Genomic DNA, 16,248 nt, shown 5'->3' with positions numbered 1-16,248 from the left:
AACTACACCAGCGGCGCAGACAAGGTCAACCAAGTCAGCCTGGATACCAGTGTTGCCGGACAAACTACTCTTACCAATAGCCTCGGACAAAAGACGGTCTATAAACACGATATTATCGCCGGTGAGTTTCGCCTACTGGAAATACGTGGTGCTGGCTGTGCCACCTGCGGCGCCAGTAACCAGCGCTACCGCTACGACCAACAAGGGCGTCTGATCGAAACCATCCAGCTTAACGCACAAGGCCAAGCTTTACTCGGTAACAAAACCGACTTTGACGACCAGGGTCGTATCACCAAAATCAGCCAGATCAGCTACAACCCAACCAATGGCAAGGCTGATCCGGCCAAATGGCAAGTGCGCTACGAATACGGCGGCAACAACCCGCAACCAAGCGTCATTATTCGCCCTAGTGTCGTGCCCGGGCAAGAAATACAAACAAGAAATATCTACAACGACAAAGGCCAAGTGATCAGCGTCACGGAGAGTGGCTGGTCACCAGCACTAAGCAAACAAACATCTGCAACAGCGCTGGCACGCACGACAAACTATCGCTACACCACGATCAATGGCCGTAGCCTGCTGACGGAAATCGATGGGCCACTACCCAATGGCAAAACGGGAACTCCGATTGACTCTGACATAACTCGCGTCGAATGGGACAACCAAGGTAATGCAGTGACATCCTTGACTGCGCCAGGTAATTTCAAGAGCCTCATTCAATATGATCCAGTCGGCCGGATTGCTAAGGTTGTCAATGCAGAAGGCCACCAAACGAGCTTCACTTATAACGCCCGCAATCAATTAGTTGCCTCTGCCAGTGATGGTATTGCCCAAAGCACGCAATACGATGCGCTTGATAGACCGATAGAGATTGGTATCGGCGAAGGAAAATCCTATCAAGCGTTGATGCATAGGGGTTTCGACAAGTCCGGGCTTAATAGCTGGAGCGCTTCGCACTTAGGGATTCTTGAGCAAAATCGTTACGACACAGAAGGTAACTTGCTTGAAACAAGCACGCAATCAGGCAATATCAAACAAACCCAAGGCTACGCCTATGACGCTGTTGGTAGATTAATTGCGATCACTGACACCAGCGGCGCCCAGCGCAACATTAGCTGGAATGACCAAGATTTGCCCGACATGATGACCGATGCACTAGGTCGAGAGAAGCATTATCGCTACGACACAATGGGCAATCTGACACAAGTGATAGATGCAACCAACACTGCCCAAGCACATATGCAAAATACCACGATCCGTTTTGAGCACGATGCATTAGGGCAGATCAACACGGTGATCGCCCCCAATGGCGCTACCACCAATACGGTACGAGATGACTTTGGCCGCATCACCGCGATCATCAGTCCTGATAGCGGCACCGTCACCCGAACCTACGATGGCGCAGGCAAGATCATCGCCAGCACGGACGCCAGCGGCAACCGCGCCACATACGCCTACGACGTAGCAGGCCAACTCATACGGCAAACCGTCGTAGATGCAAACGCGACTGATCCGGCGAAAAAACAAACGATCACCGCCTGGCAATACGCCGGAACGCGTCTGGTCGGCGTCACACACCCCAATCAGACCGAACGTTACAGCCATGATGACCAAGGGCGGCTAGCAAGCAAGACGGTCATCCTCAAACTCGCCAATGGCACCCTGGCCACCAGCATCACCCGTTATAGTTACGACGCCCAAGGTCTGCTTGAATCTATCAGCCTGCCTGATGGAAGCACGCTCATTTACCAACGTAATGGTCAGCGTCAAGTCACCGGTATCCAGCGCAGCTTGATTAAGACTGCATGGCTGCGCTGGCTATTACCCGCCACCCCAATTGTCAACAATATTGAGCGTGACCTTGCTGGTCTGAAGTATTTCACCTACGGTAATGGTATAGAGGCCAGCTACCAGCGCAGCAGAGAAGGCGTGCTGGCCAGGATTGTCTATCGTCATCCCAACGCCAAACCAGAGAACACGACGACCAGCACCACTATGCATGCCTTACTAGGCATCACGCCCGCCTACGCAGCAGAAAAACAAACGACGGCAACACCCACAACATCCACGACACCCGCACTACCCGGCGCATTAGGCTTGGCAGCAGATCCGAAAGCGCTGATCGATCACCGCTATCTATGGGATGTGCAAGGCAATATGCTACTAAGCCAAAGCAAAAACGCCCTACGGAGCTATGCCTATGATGGGCAAGATCGCTTAATCGTCAGCAGCACCTCAAGCATCAGTCAAACCAAACCAAGCAAGGCAAGCGAACTAAGTAAGCAAGCGGTATCGGCTAGCTACGAGCGTTATTTCTACGACGGATCAGGCAACCGCTTGCTGGCCCAAGAAGGAATTACCGATCCAGCGGACACCACAAGCCATACCGTAAAAACCGCCTACATACCCAATACCAATCGCTGGCAGAGCGATAACCATACTGATGAGGCCAGCACGAACAGCAATGTTAAACAAGCACGCTACGACGCCAGCGGCCAACTCGAACATATTGGCCAACGCGAGTATGTCTGGGATGCCATGGGCAAACTGCTAGAGGTGCGGCAAGAAAATCGCACGTTAGCATCCTACTGCTACAACCACTTGGGCGAACGCATCAGCAAACAGGCAGCCAACACACAGACCAGCTATCTGTACGAAGGCCGCAAGCTAGTGGCAGAACTCAACGACAAAGGACAGATCACCCGCCAATACCTCTATCTGGCAGAGCAAGCCATTGCCCTGACCGATACGCCACAAGGGAGTGCACTCAGCCAAGCAGAAACCTCCCCAATGAGTCAAATGACGGCGGACATCGCCACCGCATGGCATGCCTGGTTCGACACAACAGATGCGATCGCCTATTTGCATAACAATCACCTGGGCGCGACCGAACTTGTGACCAATGAGCATGCCATACCTCTATGGCAAGCAGAGTACAGCCCTTATGGAAAGATCATTCAGGCAAGCACATTGATCCAGGCAGCGCATGCTGAGAATAAGACGACATTTGCATTTAATCTACGCCTGCCAGGCCAATACGAGGATATAGAAACAGGACTGTATTACAACGATCATCGCTATTACGACCCAAGCCGGGGTCAATACCTGACACCCGATCCGCTGGGACTCCGGGGCGGCATCAACAGCTATGCCTATGTCGCCAATAATCCGCTGAAATATATTGATCCATCGGGTCTGATTCTGTTTGCGTTTGATGGCACCGGGAATGATGAAAGTAATTCGGCAACCTTGTCGAATGTTGTCCGTTTTAAAAACCAATATCAAGACGGACAAGTCTATTACATAACTGGTCCAGGTACTAAAGACCCTACTACAGGAATAGAAAATCCCTGGTACAAGGGTGGTAACAAAGGCGATGTTGCGGAGGCGTTTACAGGGAAAGAGAGGATTGATGCGATGCTCAAGAATTTAAGAGATTATTCAGATTCCGTGGATGACAATACCGCCTTTAACATCGACATCACCGGCTTTAGTCGGGGTTCGGCAGAAGCACGTGACTTTGCCAATCAGATTGCGGCAAAGACGAATAGTAATGGTTGGTATAGTTATAAAGATCAAAATGAAAAAGACGCCTGTCAGAAAGTCAATTTCCGCTTTATGGGCTTATTTGACACAGTGTTGAGCACTCACACTGGCAGTTATCAACTACAAATTCCTGACGCTTTTAAATACGTTGTGCATGCCGTAGCGCTGAATGAATACAGGGGGAACGCGGTTTCTTTTCCGTCTGAGTCCATCTTAGGTAAATCTATGCCTAGCGGTACTACGCGTTTAGAGCGCGGTTTTTTAGGGGCGCATTCAGATATCGGTGGCGGTTTTCCTAACCAAGATCTGGCTAAAGTCGCGATGGTGTGGATGCTTGATCAGGCCAACGCAGCAGGAGTGAAAATGGGTAGTGACCCGTCAATAAACACGATCATCTCTAATCCAGTACTCCATGACAAGAGTAGCAATCTCTTATCGGGAGCGCCAGATGGTGGCCCCACTGCCACTAGTGAGGATCGTGACGTCCGTTACACTGACGGCACAACTGTCAAGCAACGCGATGCCACAACAGGCCTGATGACCTACGCCGACACAGTAAAGTACATCACCTATAAATCAAATCCAAATACCAGTGACTATATTTCAGGAACAGTCGATGCAAAGGCGTATTTGCAATGGCTGAATGATCACGGATACAAAATCAATATGACAGTAAATTAAAGGAAGGAAAATAGATGATGAAGAGGAAAGTTCTAATCGCCTTGGCCATGCTACCGTGGCTGGCTGCATGCGCACAAGCAGGTAAGCCTCAGACGGACAGAGAGTTGAAAGGTATGGGGATGGTCGTCGTATATAACTTAGCAGCAGATGCCTCTGAGAAGATTGGTGTAAAAGCACTCACTGACGCGGGAAATGAACTCTTTGGACCAGGGATTTTAAATCATCGTAATGGCGGTGAGAGTTCTAGTGGTGGTGGCAACATGTCATTCCCTCGCTGGGTTAGGGTTACTTGGCGAGACGGAGTAGACGATGCCAAAGGGCTTTATTGGACTACTGGAAAAGTCGTTGGCGACTACAAAGTGGAAGTCTTAAATCGCATACCTGAAGAGATCTTTAACTATGCAGCAGCAGCGCGCGGTCGTGCCATCGTCTTGCGATTTCGTCTCAAAGATAATGGCGTACTTTTGGCATGGGACGTTCAGGAAACCTTGCCGATTCCTGGATGTAAAGCTGGTGAGGTCGCATCTTGTACAGCGTTCCACTACACGATGCATGGTGGAGACTTCCTCGATGCAAAAATGTACAACGGTAAGCTTGTTGATCCTGGCTGGGAAAAGTAATCAGGCTTACTTTGCTAATACGTTTGAACTGAAGTCTTGTTCGGACTACCAAGGCAACCACTCAGCGGGAGCCTTCTAGTGACCCCGAAACGCTCAGTATTGATCGTAAAGTCCTCTATGCCCACGGTAGTCAAAGAACGCAAAGTCACGTCAGGCACGATGACCTGTACCGATACGATATCGTTTATTACCTAAAAGGCTAATCCCCTGGCCTACGACTACATCACGGGGACGGTCGATGCCAAAGGCTATATTCAATGGCTAAAGGCAAATGGCTACAACATCAACATGACCGTAAATTAAAGGAAGAGAAGCAGATGATGAAAAGAACAATTTTAGTTGCCTTAGCCTTGCTGCCTTTGCTGGCAGCATGCGCACAAGCAGGTAAGCCTCAGACGGACAGGGAGTTGAAAGGTATGGGGATGGTCGTCGTATATAACTTAGCAGCAGATGCCTCTGAGAAGGCTGGAGTACAAGCACTCAATGACGCAGGAAATGTACTATTTGGACCGTTGCTTCTGAATCATCAAAATGGCGGCGAAAGCTCAAGTGGTGGCGGCAATATGTCATTTCCACGCTGGGCGAGAGTCACTTGGCGTGAGGGAACTGATATACGTTCAGATTATAAAAACGGGGGTTGGATAGGAGGCAAATTGACTGGAGACTATACCATCGAGATACTTAGCCGTATCCCCGTCGAGGTCTTTAACTATGCAGCAGCAGCGCGCGGTCGTGCCATCGTCTTGCGATTTCGTCTCAAAGATAATGGCGTACTTTTGGCATGGGACGTGCGAGAAAGTAGCCTAAATGGGCAGGGATGGGTCTATAAAATGCATGGTGGAGACTTCCTCGATGCAAAAATGTACAACGGTAAACTTGTTGATCCTGGCTGGGAAAAGTAATCACGCTTACTTTGCTAATACGTTTGAATTGAAGTCTTGTTCGGACTACCAAGGCAACGACTCAGCGGGAGCCTTCTAGTGACCCTGAAACGCTCAGCATTGATCGTAAAGTCCTCTATGCCCACGGTACGGTAGTCAAAGAACGCAAAGTCATGTCAGGCACGATGACCTGTACCGATACGATATCGTTTATTACCTAAAAGGCTAATCCCCTGGCATACGACTACATCACGGGGTTCTAATGGAATGGACGCCCTCTTTCAAACGGCATCGATGTGCCAAAATGGGAGCGGCAACACCCCCTAAATGAAAGGAGCGTCCAAAATGATCATTACTACAATTGGAATCGATTTAGCTAAAAATGTATTTCAAATTCATGGCGTTGATGCGCATGGAAATGCCGTGCTTCGAAAGAAACTAGATCGGTCTAAGATGGCGGCGAGAGTTTGTCGCGGAAATACATCCGCCTTATTTTGGCTAACATGCCCACGGTGATCACTCCATGTCTCCCTGCTCATTTGTTAAGCAGGCAATTCAATCACGTGGCTCAGTTTTGGATGAAATTTATTCTAAAAAGTGGCTTAGTTTAGGGTGATCGTCAACACCTTACTGGTCCCAGCCATGCAACGATTGTGGCTTAGGTAATGCTCAACAGCCGCCTTTTTCTGATCGTTTGAATACTTCGACTTCGAGCGCACATAGCCTTCCGGCAAATCGCAACATCGTTCGAGTTCACGATACCAGCTCTTCAGGACATTCTTTGTCGGGTAGCCCAACTGTTGGATGGTCGCCGCGATGCGCTTCCCAAGTTTGACGTAGAGTCTAACCGCGCGAATGCGGTCTTCGTATGAATACATGAACTACCTCCAAGTAGTCCAAGTTTTTGTCCGCACCCCCGGTGGGTCAGTTTTAAATGCAAATCAACAGCGACGCGGATGAAAGACGTTGAAGCAGTAGAAAGGCTAGGCGGAACTGTTCCAACAGGCTTACTTCTGTTTGGCCAGCCGGGTACAGGCAAAACGGAAACCGCCCGTTCCCTTGCAAAGGAGACTGATTTCGCATTTCTCAGTACCTCCGGCAATGATCTGATGAACGATGCAAAAGAAATCGATCGTATTTTAAAAGAAGCACGAGATATACGTCCTTGTATCATTTTTATCGATTAAGCCGACGATATCCTTGCCAATCGCAAGGGATCCAACGTGACATCGGTGACCAACAAACTGCTTACTGCAATGGATGGCGCCGGTGGAAAAATTAAGGACATCGTCTATATTGCCGCCACCAACCATCCCGACCATATTGACCCAGCGGCATTGAGGGGAGGGCATTTCACAGAAAAATTGTTCTTCCCGCTACCCGATCAAATCGGATTAACTAATTTCATTCAACAATGGCTTCAAGAAAGCAAGGCAGCATTTACGGATGTTGCCAACCCTGAAAGCATTGCCGGCATAATTGGTAGTGAGGTGTCCATTGCCGACGCCGCGGCCATTTTGCAGGAAGCGGTAAATCATATGATCGGGCGAAGTCGTGGAGACGGAATCGCGAACGTCACGCCACAGGATGTGCTCGAGGCGAAGAGCACCATTCTGGGATCGATTGAAAACGACTAAATCAAAATGAAGGAATGGTGATGAACAAGAAAACACAAGAAAACAAACGGCGTGCCAAGGCCAAGCCGAATGCTGCAAGCAGTACTGCCAAAGCAGGGCCGGCAACCAAAAATGTCATTGATGCTCGAAGGCCGAAGTGTGTGCATCAAGAGGACGTGCCTCGCTATGAATCGGACGAGGGGCCAATCGACCTGGAATATTTTGAGGGGATGAAGGAACGGGCACAGTCACAGATGCCGGAGGGGGAAATTGTGTTTGGCAAGTCCTTGGTGGAGTTAAAAAAGAGTAAAGAGTGAGCTGGACAGTGCTGAGTTCAAATATATAAATACAAAAATGAAGATTTTTTGATATGAGACGAATCCAATATTGCGGAACGCTGCTCTGTACCATTCCCAATCCTATGCGGCGCTGCTACCAGCTTCAGAAAGGCACTAGTTTCGCCCAACACAGCCGCCCAATTCTGCGCCCAATATGTTCAATATTTAGTGCAAAAAACCACTTTGGATATTGTTTTTAGGAATTTAAGGTGGCACAATGAAATCGTTGTGAAGTAGTACTTGCATTTTAGAATGCATTATCGAGCAAGAAAACTTTTTAAGTTAAGCTTGCCTCCCCATCGAGGGATTCTTGTTTTAAAACGACATTGTCGTATCGTTGCAGTTTTTGTTGTACACATCACTCTAGGATGCAATTCACTAAAAATTGTACTCCCATCCCTTTTTTTTGGGGATATCAGTAGCTGGCCGTGCTTTCTAGCTGGGCGTGGCTATATCTTCTTGAGATCTGATCGTAGAAACGTGCTCAAAAAATATTTGAGCATCGATTTTTTACGTTCTGCTTTTTTCTCTCAGTAAATTCACTCATTTATCTCCCTTTTTTTATCTTCGTAGGAAGTCATTTTTCCATTTCTCTTTTTTTGAAAATCATTTGGCAGATGAGTCCGTGCCGCTCAATTATCTTGAGGAAAAGGGGCCAGTCGCGCATGTTTTCGCGCGCCGATCATATGATTAATAAAAAACTTGATCGTTGATCTTACAAAATTTTTATTGGGTAGCGATTCTTTGGAGATAGTAATGAGCATAAAAAAATTGAACCGAGAGGAAGCTCAGCGTGACGTCGATGCACTTTGCGAGCGAGATAAAAATAAAAGAGAAGTGAGAGACTTTAAGGATAGAGACCTCATTGAACATTTGGCCCAAATATTATTATGGGCAAGAGCAGAACGTAGCTCAAAAAGAAAGGTCGCCCGACTAATAAAACAAAATTTCAAGCTAATAGTCTCATCTGAAAAAGTATACAGATTTGTCAAAAAACATAACGACGACGTCTGGCCACATCAACGTGTAAAAAATGAGGAGCAATCATGACCAGCTTTCGTCCAACGGCTGAACAGTCAAAAACTGTTGTCGTAAAAATTGTTAAGCATGGAAATTCTCGCTTCAACAGAAAATTAGTTGGTGACAAAACTCCCTGTATCAGTTCAATTTTGACTGAAAAAAAATATATGGGATGCGTCAAAATATTTTATGACTGGTGCAAGAAAAGTGGCGTTCCATTTGTAAACATTGACAGTGACGTTGTGGGGACATTCTTGGCTTCGAGAGTAGGCAGTTGCGTACAAAAAACTATTGATGGCTATAGGCAATCTCTGGCGTTAGTTTTTAATCTTGAAGTTGAATATGTGGTTAGTACAAAAGACTCTTTGTTGGTGCCAAGGGCATACCGAACGTCTCAAATAGATTGCCTTTTAGATGTGGCATCTGACGAATTATCGTTTGCGATACGGCTTGCAGCGGCAGCTGGATTGCGATCGATCGAACTCGACACAATTGCTTTGCCAAGTGAGGTTTATGAGGATAAACGAGAATGGTTAACGGAGCGTTTTGAAGGAATGGGACTGGGAAGTAGATATGTCGTTATCGGAAAAGGTGGGCTGAAAAGAAGCATTCACGTTCCCAATGACATTGCAGTTGAGTTGGAACAATTCCGCCTCGCATTACCAATAAAAAAAACGCAACGCGGAGTCCATTACATTAAAAGATATTCCATAGTTGGTGGACATAGTTTTTCTCAACGATTTTCACGACTTTCTTTTTCCATTTTTGGATGGTCGACAGGTGGGCATGGACTTCGACACACTTACGCGCAAAACAGAATTATAGATCTGCAAAAAATAGGGTTTACATGGAATGACGGCTTGAAAATTGTGAGCCAGGAACTTGGGCATTTTTCAACGACAAATACCTTAACCTACATGCGTTAGCCCCCTTGCTAAAACCGATTTGTGATTTAGCATTAGTTGAAATGCCGATGAGTTCGCTCATAAACTTTTTTAGAGAAAAATCATGGAATCTATTTTTTTGAATGAAGAGGAAGTATTTGACTTGACTGGGTTTAAAACAAAGTCAAAGCAGGTGCGGCATTTGGCGAGAATCGGGATGATTTTTTATCTGTCAGCGCACGGCGTGCCAAAAATACCGCGCTCTGTTTTTGAGCCTTCATCCAAGTGCGAACCCGTGATCGAAAAGTCACGCTGGAAACCGAAGGTAAAATGATGGCCAGAGTCCGAGAAATTAATAAGGATCTACCGCCGATGATGCGGCGTCGGAAACAACGCAGCGGAAAAATTTTCTACTATTTTGACACTGGAAAAAAGCCTCGTCATGAAGTTCCATTAGGATCCAATTATGTTGAGGCGGTTCGAAAGTGGTCACATCTTTATCAACCTGACATTGATGAATTTGAAATAAAAAAAATCACACTTCAGGATGCATGGCAGCGATATTCAAAAAATGAGCTACATAAAAGAGCATCGAATACTCAGCGAGATTACGTCCGTCATTCCAGGAATCTGTTGAAATTTTTTGAAAGTGCGCCATTGGATGAAATAGAGCCGAAGCATGTCGCGCAATATTTGCAATGGAGATGTGATGCTCCGATTCAGGCCAATCGTGAAAAGGCCTTGTTCAGTACGTTATTTAATCATTGTAGAAGTTGGGGCTTGACTTCCAGTCCCAATCCCTGTGCTGGCGTGAAAGGGCATAAGGAGATAGGAAGGTCAAATTATGTGGAGGATGAAATTTTCTTTTTTGTGATGGAAAATGCAGACCCAATTTTGAAAAGTTTCATGAAGTTGCTATACCTGACTGGCCAGAGGTCGCAAGATATTTTTGCCATGAGTCCGCAGCATATAGACGTTTCTATCATTCAAATCGTCCAGGGTAAAACCGGGCAGAAGATCCGTATGAACTTGAGTGACGAGAATGGAAAGTTATTTGAACTTGGAGAGTTGACCAATAAGTTACTTCTTCATCGGGAGAAAACACAGGCAAAAAATCATTTTCTGCTTGTTGATGAAAAAGGCGAGGAAGTGACGGCGTCTGCAATTGGTCAACGGTTTCGGCGGTTAAGGAAAAAGTTGGTGTCGCAATTGATTTTAGGAGGACAATCCGAAATGGCGGGGCGGGTGGCTGGATATCAGCTGAGGGATTTGCGTGCGAAGGCCGGAACAGATACTGCCGATGCGAGTGGGGATATCAGAACAGCACAGAAACAGCTTGGACACAAAAACTTGTCAATGACGGAGCATTACATTAAAAAAAGACGTGGTGATCGTGTTAATCCGACAAGGTAATAATTTTAGAAAATTGAAGAATGAAATGGAAATTGCGGAGCAAGCCAAGAATTGCGGAGCAAAAAAAACGGCTCACATTGCTGTGAGCCGCATATTCCTTGGTGGCCCGGGGCGGAATCGAACCACCGACACAAGGATTTTCAATCCTCTGCTCTACCGACTGAGCTACCAGGCCAAGACGAAGAATTATAGTGACCTGTCTGGCATTACGCAAGCTTTTTATGAAAAATATTGCCTGTCTTTGGCGGTTTGGCTTTCATTGCGTCAATCAGCTCTCAACTTAGCCTGCCGTATAATAGGGCGATTATTTTCCTTGGTTGGAAGGTCTAAAACAGCTATGTCCATAGAATCAAATCACAGCGATGTATGTATTATTGGGAGCGGTGCTGTTGGTAAAGCGGCTGCTTTGGCCTTGTCTCAGTTGGGCTTGCGGGTGAGTTTGCTGTGCGCTCAGGCTACATCTTCTGTGCCGCCAAAGGCGATTTTAAAATCAGATTCTGCAGATGGTATTAATCATTGGGACGTCAGAGTTTATGCGTTGAATCATGTTGCCCATGATTTGCTTGATGGGTTAAAAGTTTGGGCTGCGCTTGATCAAGAGCGTGTGGCGCAGGTTGATGCAATGCAGATTTTTGGTGGTAGTGCTGTTGCGGATGGCAAGCTGGGGTTTGATGCTTATGGCGCGCATGTTGATGAATTGGCGTGGATTGTTGAGGATAAAAATCTCAATCAGGCTCTCGATAATGCCTTGAAATTCGCACAAAATTTAACGCAGGTTGTGGGTCGTGCTTCGCGGCTTGATGTGACTGAACGCTTTGCCTCTGTTGAGTTAGAAAATGGTACGCACTTAACGACCTCCCTGCTGATCGGCGCTGATGGTGGACAGTCTTGGGTGCGCGGGCAAGCGGAAATTGGCCAGGACTATCGTTCCTATGGACAGCAAGGCGTGGTTACTAATTTTGCTTGTGAAAAACCGCACAGAGACGTTGCACATCAATGGTTTTTAGAAGAACTTGGTATTATTGCCTTGTTGCCGTTGCCCGGACAGCGAGTTTCGCTTGTGTGGTCCGCTCCTGATAGTCTGGCCGCTCAAATTTTAAATGAGCCTTTAGCTGCATTGGCCGATAGGTTGGCGCCATTTTGTGGTTCTCTGCTTGGTAAATTAACACCGCTTGAGCCGCAAAATTGCAAGGCATTTCCGTTAAGTTTGGTACGGCCGCATTCTATGATCGCGCCGAGGCTGGCATTGATTGGTGATGCTGCTCACGTGGTGCATCCGATGGCGGGTCAAGGCATGAATTTAGGTTTTGGTGATGTCGCTGCTCTGCTCAAGTTATTGACGCAGTCAGATTCCGGTCGTGATTCGCCTCGTGATTGCGGTGATGCCCGCTTATTACGGCGTTATCAGCGGGCGCGACGCGAAGAAGTCTTGATGATGCAATTGATGACGGACAATTTGTCCCGCTTATTTGCTACCAATGTGACACCGCTTCGGATTGCGCGTAACTTGGGATTGAACTTGCTCGATCGTTTGCCTGTCTTAAAAAGAAAACTAATTTCTCACGCAATGGGACGCTGATTGTTGTGCGCCTTTTTTATAGATTGATATTCAATATGTTACGTATGAAGATAAGTATGAAGAAAGTAGTTGCTGCTTTATTGTTAATGCCGATTGCCTTCGCGGTTGCAGAAACCAAGGACGAGCTAGCAGTCAGAAAATTGGTTGTGCCGCGTTTAGGGCCTGGGGCCAAAGTAGATTCTGTTACCAAAACCCCCTATGCAGGTTTGTTTGAAGTACGTATTGGTAGCGATATTATTTATACTGATCAAAAAGCCGAATATTTGTTTTTTGGTGATGTTGTAGATGCCCGTACCTCCAACAATTACACCAAAGCGCGGGTAGAAGATTTAAGCCGCGTGAAGTTTTCGGATCTGCCATTGGAATCTGCTGCCAAGATGGTAAAAGGTGATGGCAAACGTGTAATTGCTATCTTTGAAGATCCGAATTGTGGTTATTGCAAACGCTTCCGCCAGACTTTGCAAGGCGTGAATAATGTGACGGTTTATACTTTTATGTATAACATTTTGTCCGGAGATTCTAGCGTCAAATCCAAAAATATCTGGTGTTCTGCCGATCGCAACAAGGCGTGGGATGAGTGGATGTTAAATGGTAAAGCAGCGCCAGCTGCGGCTGAAAACTGCATGACGCCGAATGAAAAAATTCTTGAGCTAGGTAAAAAAATGCGTGTCACTGGCACACCAACTATTATCTTTAGCGACGGCACCCGTATCCCTGGTGCAGTTGATGCTAAAGGTCTGGAAGCAAAATTCGCCAGTATTAAATAAACCACTCAAAAAACACACAATGACCAGCACTGCAAGCCACGAACAAGACTGGCGTGGCTTGCTGCTCGCTGCCGGTAAAGGGAGCCGTTTTGATCCCGCTGGCAATCAGAACAAGCTCTTGCAATTCACGTCCAACGGTCAACTTGTTGCTGAAAACAGTGCCCGCAATTTACTCGCGGTACTACCCGATAGCTTAGCGATACTCTCCGCAACAAGTTCTACCGACACTCTAGAGTTACTCTCTTCTACCTTACAAAAAACTGGCTGTATGCTAACCGTATGCCCTAATGCAGAGCAGGGAATGGCTGCGTCATTAGTACATGGATTACAGCAAAGTGCAGATTATGCCGGCTGGATCATTGCCCTAGCTGACATGCCTTATGTAAAGCCAGATTCAATCAAAAAATTACTTCATACAATGCAAGCTGGTGCCGACATTGGCGTCTTGGTTTATCAAGGTCAACGCGGTAATCCGGTCGGATTTTCCAGAAAATATTTAGATCAGTTATTAGCTTTAAGCGGCGATCAAGGGGCGCGCAAATTGTTGCAGCAACATCTGGTGACAGAGATCGCGGTAGATGATCCTGGCATATTGCATGATATTGATGTGCCAGAAGACTTGGCGAAACCGATATAAATCCAGTGTAAGTAGGGCTCGAATATTGAATAAATATATGGAGAAATATAGCTAGGTCTTGAAGCTATTTTTCCATAAAATCAATATACTCCCCATTAAATTATTAAAAAAATGGGGCTACTTGTCCAAGCTTTATATGGACAATTAAAATATACATAGATGGAGTATATTTGATTCGCTGTGGAATGGCGCAAAAAAGGTAAAATGGCGGCGTCGATTACAAGCGAGCCGCCATGCCTACTCAAACCACTTCAGCTGTACCAACATCTCCACAAGACTTCACTACTGAGCTCACCTCCGGGCTCACCTCCCAGCTCACTATCACGCGGCCTGACGACTGGCACTTGCATTTGCGCGATGGCGCAGCGCTTGCCAGCGTCTTGCCGCATACAGCTGCGCAGTTTGCTCGTGCGATAGTGATGCCTAATCTCAAGCCACCGGTCACCACAACTGAACAGGCGGGCAGTTACCGTGAGCGGATTTTGGCAGCCTTGCCAGCAGGGATGAGTTTTGAACCATTGATGACGCTGTACCTGACCAACAACACGCCGCCAGATGAAATCCGTCGTGCAAAAGATAGTGGGTTCGTCCATGCAGTGAAGTTGTATCCGGCTGGTGCCACCACCAATTCAGATGCCGGCGTCACCGATCTGAGCAAATGCTATAAAACGCTGGAAGTCATGCAAGAAGTCGGCATGCCGTTTTTAGTGCATGGAGAAGTGACTGATCCAGAAATCGATTTATTTGATCGTGAAGCGGTTTTCATCGACCGAGTGATGCTTCCGCTACGCCGCGACATGCCAGAGCTGAAAGTCGTTTTTGAACATATCACCACCAGCGAGGCGGCGCAGTATGTTGCCAGCGCCGAGGGTCCGATTGCAGCAACGATTACCGCCCATCATTTGCTGTACAACCGCAATGAGATTTTTAAAGGTGGCATTCGTCCGCACTATTATTGCTTGCCTGTGTTGAAGCGCGAAACGCATCGCCTTGCTTTACTCAAAGCGGCCACATCGGGTAGCCCGCGCTTCTTCCTCGGTACGGATTCTGCACCCCATCCAAAAGGTTTAAAAGAGCATGCCTGCGGTTGCGCCGGTTGTTACACCGCCTTGCACGCGATGGAGCTGTATGCCCAAGCCTTCGACCAGGTGGGTGCGCTGGATCAGCTGGAAGCCTTTGCCAGTTTAAATGGTCCCGATTTTTACCAGTTGCCGCGTAACACAGGCACGATTACTCTCAAGCGTGAGAGCTGGACCATGCCGACCGAATTGCCATTTGTCGACACCAGTATCGTGCCGCTCAATGCGGGTGAAACCTTAGCCTGGAAGATGTTTGCTACCCAGCCATAAGCAGGGCGGCTGAGTATCAACATAGGCACAAGCATGAACACATTTTTCTCCAGCATCGATTGGACGCAAGCCTGGTATGCCTCAGTCAGACCAGCGGCGCAAGAGTTGCTGATGTCGGATGACTGGCGCAGCCATATCAATACCTGCGCGCAAAAAAAAGATGTGCGCAATCAGCGGCAGCAAGCAATCCGTTTTGTTGCACAAGACGCGCTGCCGGATGGCGCCGCATATGAGACCTTTATCAGTACGACAGGACAAGTACCAACGCGAGAAAATCTGCATGATTTTTTTAATGCCTTGGTATGGCTGACTTTCCCCAAAATAAAACAGCAATTAAATGCTTTGCAAGCTGCACAGATTGCCCAACACGGCATAGGGAAATCGCGCGGAGCAGCACGCGATGCCGCCACGATTTTTGATGAAAATTCTGCCTTGCTAGTGGTAGAGAATTCTGTCGATGGCGACGGTTTAATCGCGGCATTGCGGGCGCATCAGTGGCAGCAGGCATTTATTCATTATCGGCCGATGTTTGGTCAACAAGCCGAGGTATGGGCATTTGGTCATGCGCTGATGGAGAAGTTGGTGCAGCCGTATAAAGCCATTACGGCGCATGCGTATGTGGTGCGGGTTGAACCCGATTTTTTTACTTTGGACGCTGATGCTAAGCGTGATGTTCTGGATCAGTTGGTTGCGCAGGGCTTGGCTAGTTTGAGTTTATCTACCTCTGATTACACGCCATTGCCTGTGTTGGGTTTGCCTGGATGGTGGGTGGTGCAGGATGAGGATTTTTATGCTGATACGCAGGTGTTTCGGGCTAAGAGGGTACCGCAATTAGCTCCTTCAGAAATATAAAGAACTCGGTCATCAATCAGTGATGCACATTGCTTTGCGTGCAAACCGTGTCGTTTGTTTTGGAT

The 16,248-nt window shown here is 47.3% G+C and carries 13 protein-coding genes, 1 tRNA gene and 3 pseudogenes; 15 read left to right on the top strand and 2 right to left on the bottom strand.

The genetic code is table 11. The features are described 5' to 3' along the window. The 4 genes and pseudogenes from AAKU64_RS18080 to AAKU64_RS18065 form a co-directional block, all read left to right on the top strand. Positions 1-4,227 (top strand): RHS repeat-associated core domain-containing protein (locus AAKU64_RS18080; RefSeq protein ID WP_354362603.1); only part of this gene is annotated, 4,227 nt, incomplete at its 5' end. A gap of 14 nt (positions 4,228-4,241) precedes the next feature. Next, the gene (locus AAKU64_RS18075) at positions 4,242-4,847 is read left to right on the top strand and encodes a hypothetical protein (protein WP_354333365.1); all 606 of its coding nucleotides are present in this window, start codon (positions 4,242-4,244) and stop codon (positions 4,845-4,847) included. Positions 4,848-5,164: 317 nt separating this feature from the next. Then, positions 5,165-5,749 carry a hypothetical protein gene (locus AAKU64_RS18070; protein ID WP_354333367.1) on the top strand — a complete coding sequence of 195 codons (585 nt, stop codon included), beginning with the start codon at positions 5,165-5,167 and terminating at the stop codon, positions 5,747-5,749. A 324-nt stretch (positions 5,750-6,073) separates the two neighbouring features. Further along, positions 6,074-6,184: pseudogene (locus AAKU64_RS18065) on the top strand (IS110 family transposase); the annotation flags it as partial. Positions 6,185-6,348: 164 nt separating this feature from the next. Here AAKU64_RS18065 and AAKU64_RS18060 read toward each other — a convergent pair. Then, positions 6,349-6,606, bottom strand: a pseudogene (locus AAKU64_RS18060) (IS3 family transposase); the annotation flags it as partial. 78 nt (positions 6,607-6,684) lie between these two features. Between AAKU64_RS18060 and AAKU64_RS18055 the strand changes: the two are divergent. From AAKU64_RS18055 to AAKU64_RS18030, 6 genes and pseudogenes are all read left to right on the top strand, one after another. Then, positions 6,685-7,365, top strand: a pseudogene (locus tag AAKU64_RS18055) (AAA family ATPase). A 20-nt stretch (positions 7,366-7,385) separates the two neighbouring features. Next, the gene (locus AAKU64_RS18050) at positions 7,386-7,661 is read left to right on the top strand and encodes a hypothetical protein (protein ID WP_354333369.1); all 276 of its coding nucleotides are present in this window, start codon (positions 7,386-7,388) and stop codon (positions 7,659-7,661) included. 777 nt (positions 7,662-8,438) lie between these two features. Beyond that, positions 8,439-8,732 (top strand): hypothetical protein, encoded by a 294-nt coding sequence (locus AAKU64_RS18045; RefSeq protein WP_354333371.1) that lies wholly within the window; start codon positions 8,439-8,441, stop codon positions 8,730-8,732. Continuing rightward, positions 8,729-9,628 carry a site-specific integrase gene (locus tag AAKU64_RS18040; protein WP_354333373.1) on the top strand — a complete coding sequence of 300 codons (900 nt, stop codon included), beginning with the start codon at positions 8,729-8,731 and terminating at the stop codon, positions 9,626-9,628. Before AAKU64_RS18045 ends, AAKU64_RS18040 begins: the two co-directional genes overlap by 4 nt. 82 nt (positions 9,629-9,710) lie before the next feature. After that, a complete protein-coding gene (locus tag AAKU64_RS18035; protein ID WP_354333375.1) occupies positions 9,711-9,920 on the top strand; it encodes a DUF4224 domain-containing protein in 210 nt (69 codons plus the stop codon). Continuing rightward, a complete protein-coding gene (locus AAKU64_RS18030) occupies positions 9,920-10,999 on the top strand; it encodes a tyrosine-type recombinase/integrase (RefSeq protein WP_354333377.1) in 1,080 nt (359 codons plus the stop codon). Before AAKU64_RS18035 ends, AAKU64_RS18030 begins: the two co-directional genes overlap by 1 nt. A 99-nt stretch (positions 11,000-11,098) precedes the next feature. Here AAKU64_RS18030 and AAKU64_RS18025 read toward each other — a convergent pair. Further along, positions 11,099-11,174: transfer RNA gene (locus AAKU64_RS18025), tRNA-Phe, on the bottom strand. A 162-nt stretch (positions 11,175-11,336) separates the two neighbouring features. Here AAKU64_RS18025 and AAKU64_RS18020 point away from each other — a divergent pair. The 5 genes from AAKU64_RS18020 to AAKU64_RS18000 all read left to right on the top strand — a co-directional run bounded on the left by AAKU64_RS18020 (position 11,337) and on the right by AAKU64_RS18000 (position 16,183). Continuing rightward, positions 11,337-12,578 (top strand): FAD-dependent monooxygenase, encoded by a 1,242-nt coding sequence (locus AAKU64_RS18020; protein WP_354333379.1) that lies wholly within the window; start codon positions 11,337-11,339, stop codon positions 12,576-12,578. 56 nt (positions 12,579-12,634) lie between these two features. Next, positions 12,635-13,345, top strand: a complete 711-nt coding sequence (locus AAKU64_RS18015) for a DsbC family protein (protein WP_354362602.1) — start codon at positions 12,635-12,637, stop codon at positions 13,343-13,345. Between the two features lie 19 nt (positions 13,346-13,364). Beyond that, a complete protein-coding gene (locus AAKU64_RS18010) occupies positions 13,365-13,982 on the top strand; it encodes a nucleotidyltransferase family protein (protein ID WP_354333383.1) in 618 nt (205 codons plus the stop codon). Positions 13,983-14,215: 233 nt separating this feature from the next. Beyond that, positions 14,216-15,331, top strand: coding sequence for a dihydroorotase (gene pyrC / locus AAKU64_RS18005; protein WP_354333385.1), 1,116 nt, complete (start codon positions 14,216-14,218; stop codon positions 15,329-15,331). A gap of 33 nt (positions 15,332-15,364) precedes the next feature. Then, positions 15,365-16,183, top strand: a complete 819-nt coding sequence (locus tag AAKU64_RS18000; protein ID WP_354362601.1) for a DUF3025 domain-containing protein — start codon at positions 15,365-15,367, stop codon at positions 16,181-16,183. Positions 16,184-16,248: the final 65 nt, after the last annotated feature.

Source organism: Undibacterium sp. GrIS 1.8 (assembly GCF_040544445.1).
Taxonomy (GTDB): Bacteria; Pseudomonadota; Gammaproteobacteria; order Burkholderiales; family Burkholderiaceae_D; genus Undibacterium.
This window is presented reverse-complemented; position numbering and strand designations above follow the sequence as displayed.

Coding starts and splice junctions, on each gene's coding strand:
- AAKU64_RS18075 (WP_354333365.1), top strand. CDS start 4,242: ATGATGAAGAGGAAAGTTCTAATCGCCTTGGCCATGCTACCGTGGCTG.
- AAKU64_RS18070 (WP_354333367.1), top strand. CDS start 5,165: ATGATGAAAAGAACAATTTTAGTTGCCTTAGCCTTGCTGCCTTTGCTG.
- AAKU64_RS18050 (WP_354333369.1), top strand. CDS start 7,386: ATGAACAAGAAAACACAAGAAAACAAACGGCGTGCCAAGGCCAAGCCG.
- AAKU64_RS18045 (WP_354333371.1), top strand. CDS start 8,439: ATGAGCATAAAAAAATTGAACCGAGAGGAAGCTCAGCGTGACGTCGAT.
- AAKU64_RS18040 (WP_354333373.1), top strand. CDS start 8,729: ATGACCAGCTTTCGTCCAACGGCTGAACAGTCAAAAACTGTTGTCGTA.
- AAKU64_RS18035 (WP_354333375.1), top strand. CDS start 9,711: ATGGAATCTATTTTTTTGAATGAAGAGGAAGTATTTGACTTGACTGGG.
- AAKU64_RS18030 (WP_354333377.1), top strand. CDS start 9,920: ATGGCCAGAGTCCGAGAAATTAATAAGGATCTACCGCCGATGATGCGG.
- AAKU64_RS18020 (WP_354333379.1), top strand. CDS start 11,337: ATGTCCATAGAATCAAATCACAGCGATGTATGTATTATTGGGAGCGGT.
- AAKU64_RS18015 (WP_354362602.1), top strand. CDS start 12,635: ATGAAGAAAGTAGTTGCTGCTTTATTGTTAATGCCGATTGCCTTCGCG.
- AAKU64_RS18010 (WP_354333383.1), top strand. CDS start 13,365: ATGACCAGCACTGCAAGCCACGAACAAGACTGGCGTGGCTTGCTGCTC.
- pyrC (WP_354333385.1), top strand. CDS start 14,216: ATGCCTACTCAAACCACTTCAGCTGTACCAACATCTCCACAAGACTTC.
- AAKU64_RS18000 (WP_354362601.1), top strand. CDS start 15,365: ATGAACACATTTTTCTCCAGCATCGATTGGACGCAAGCCTGGTATGCC.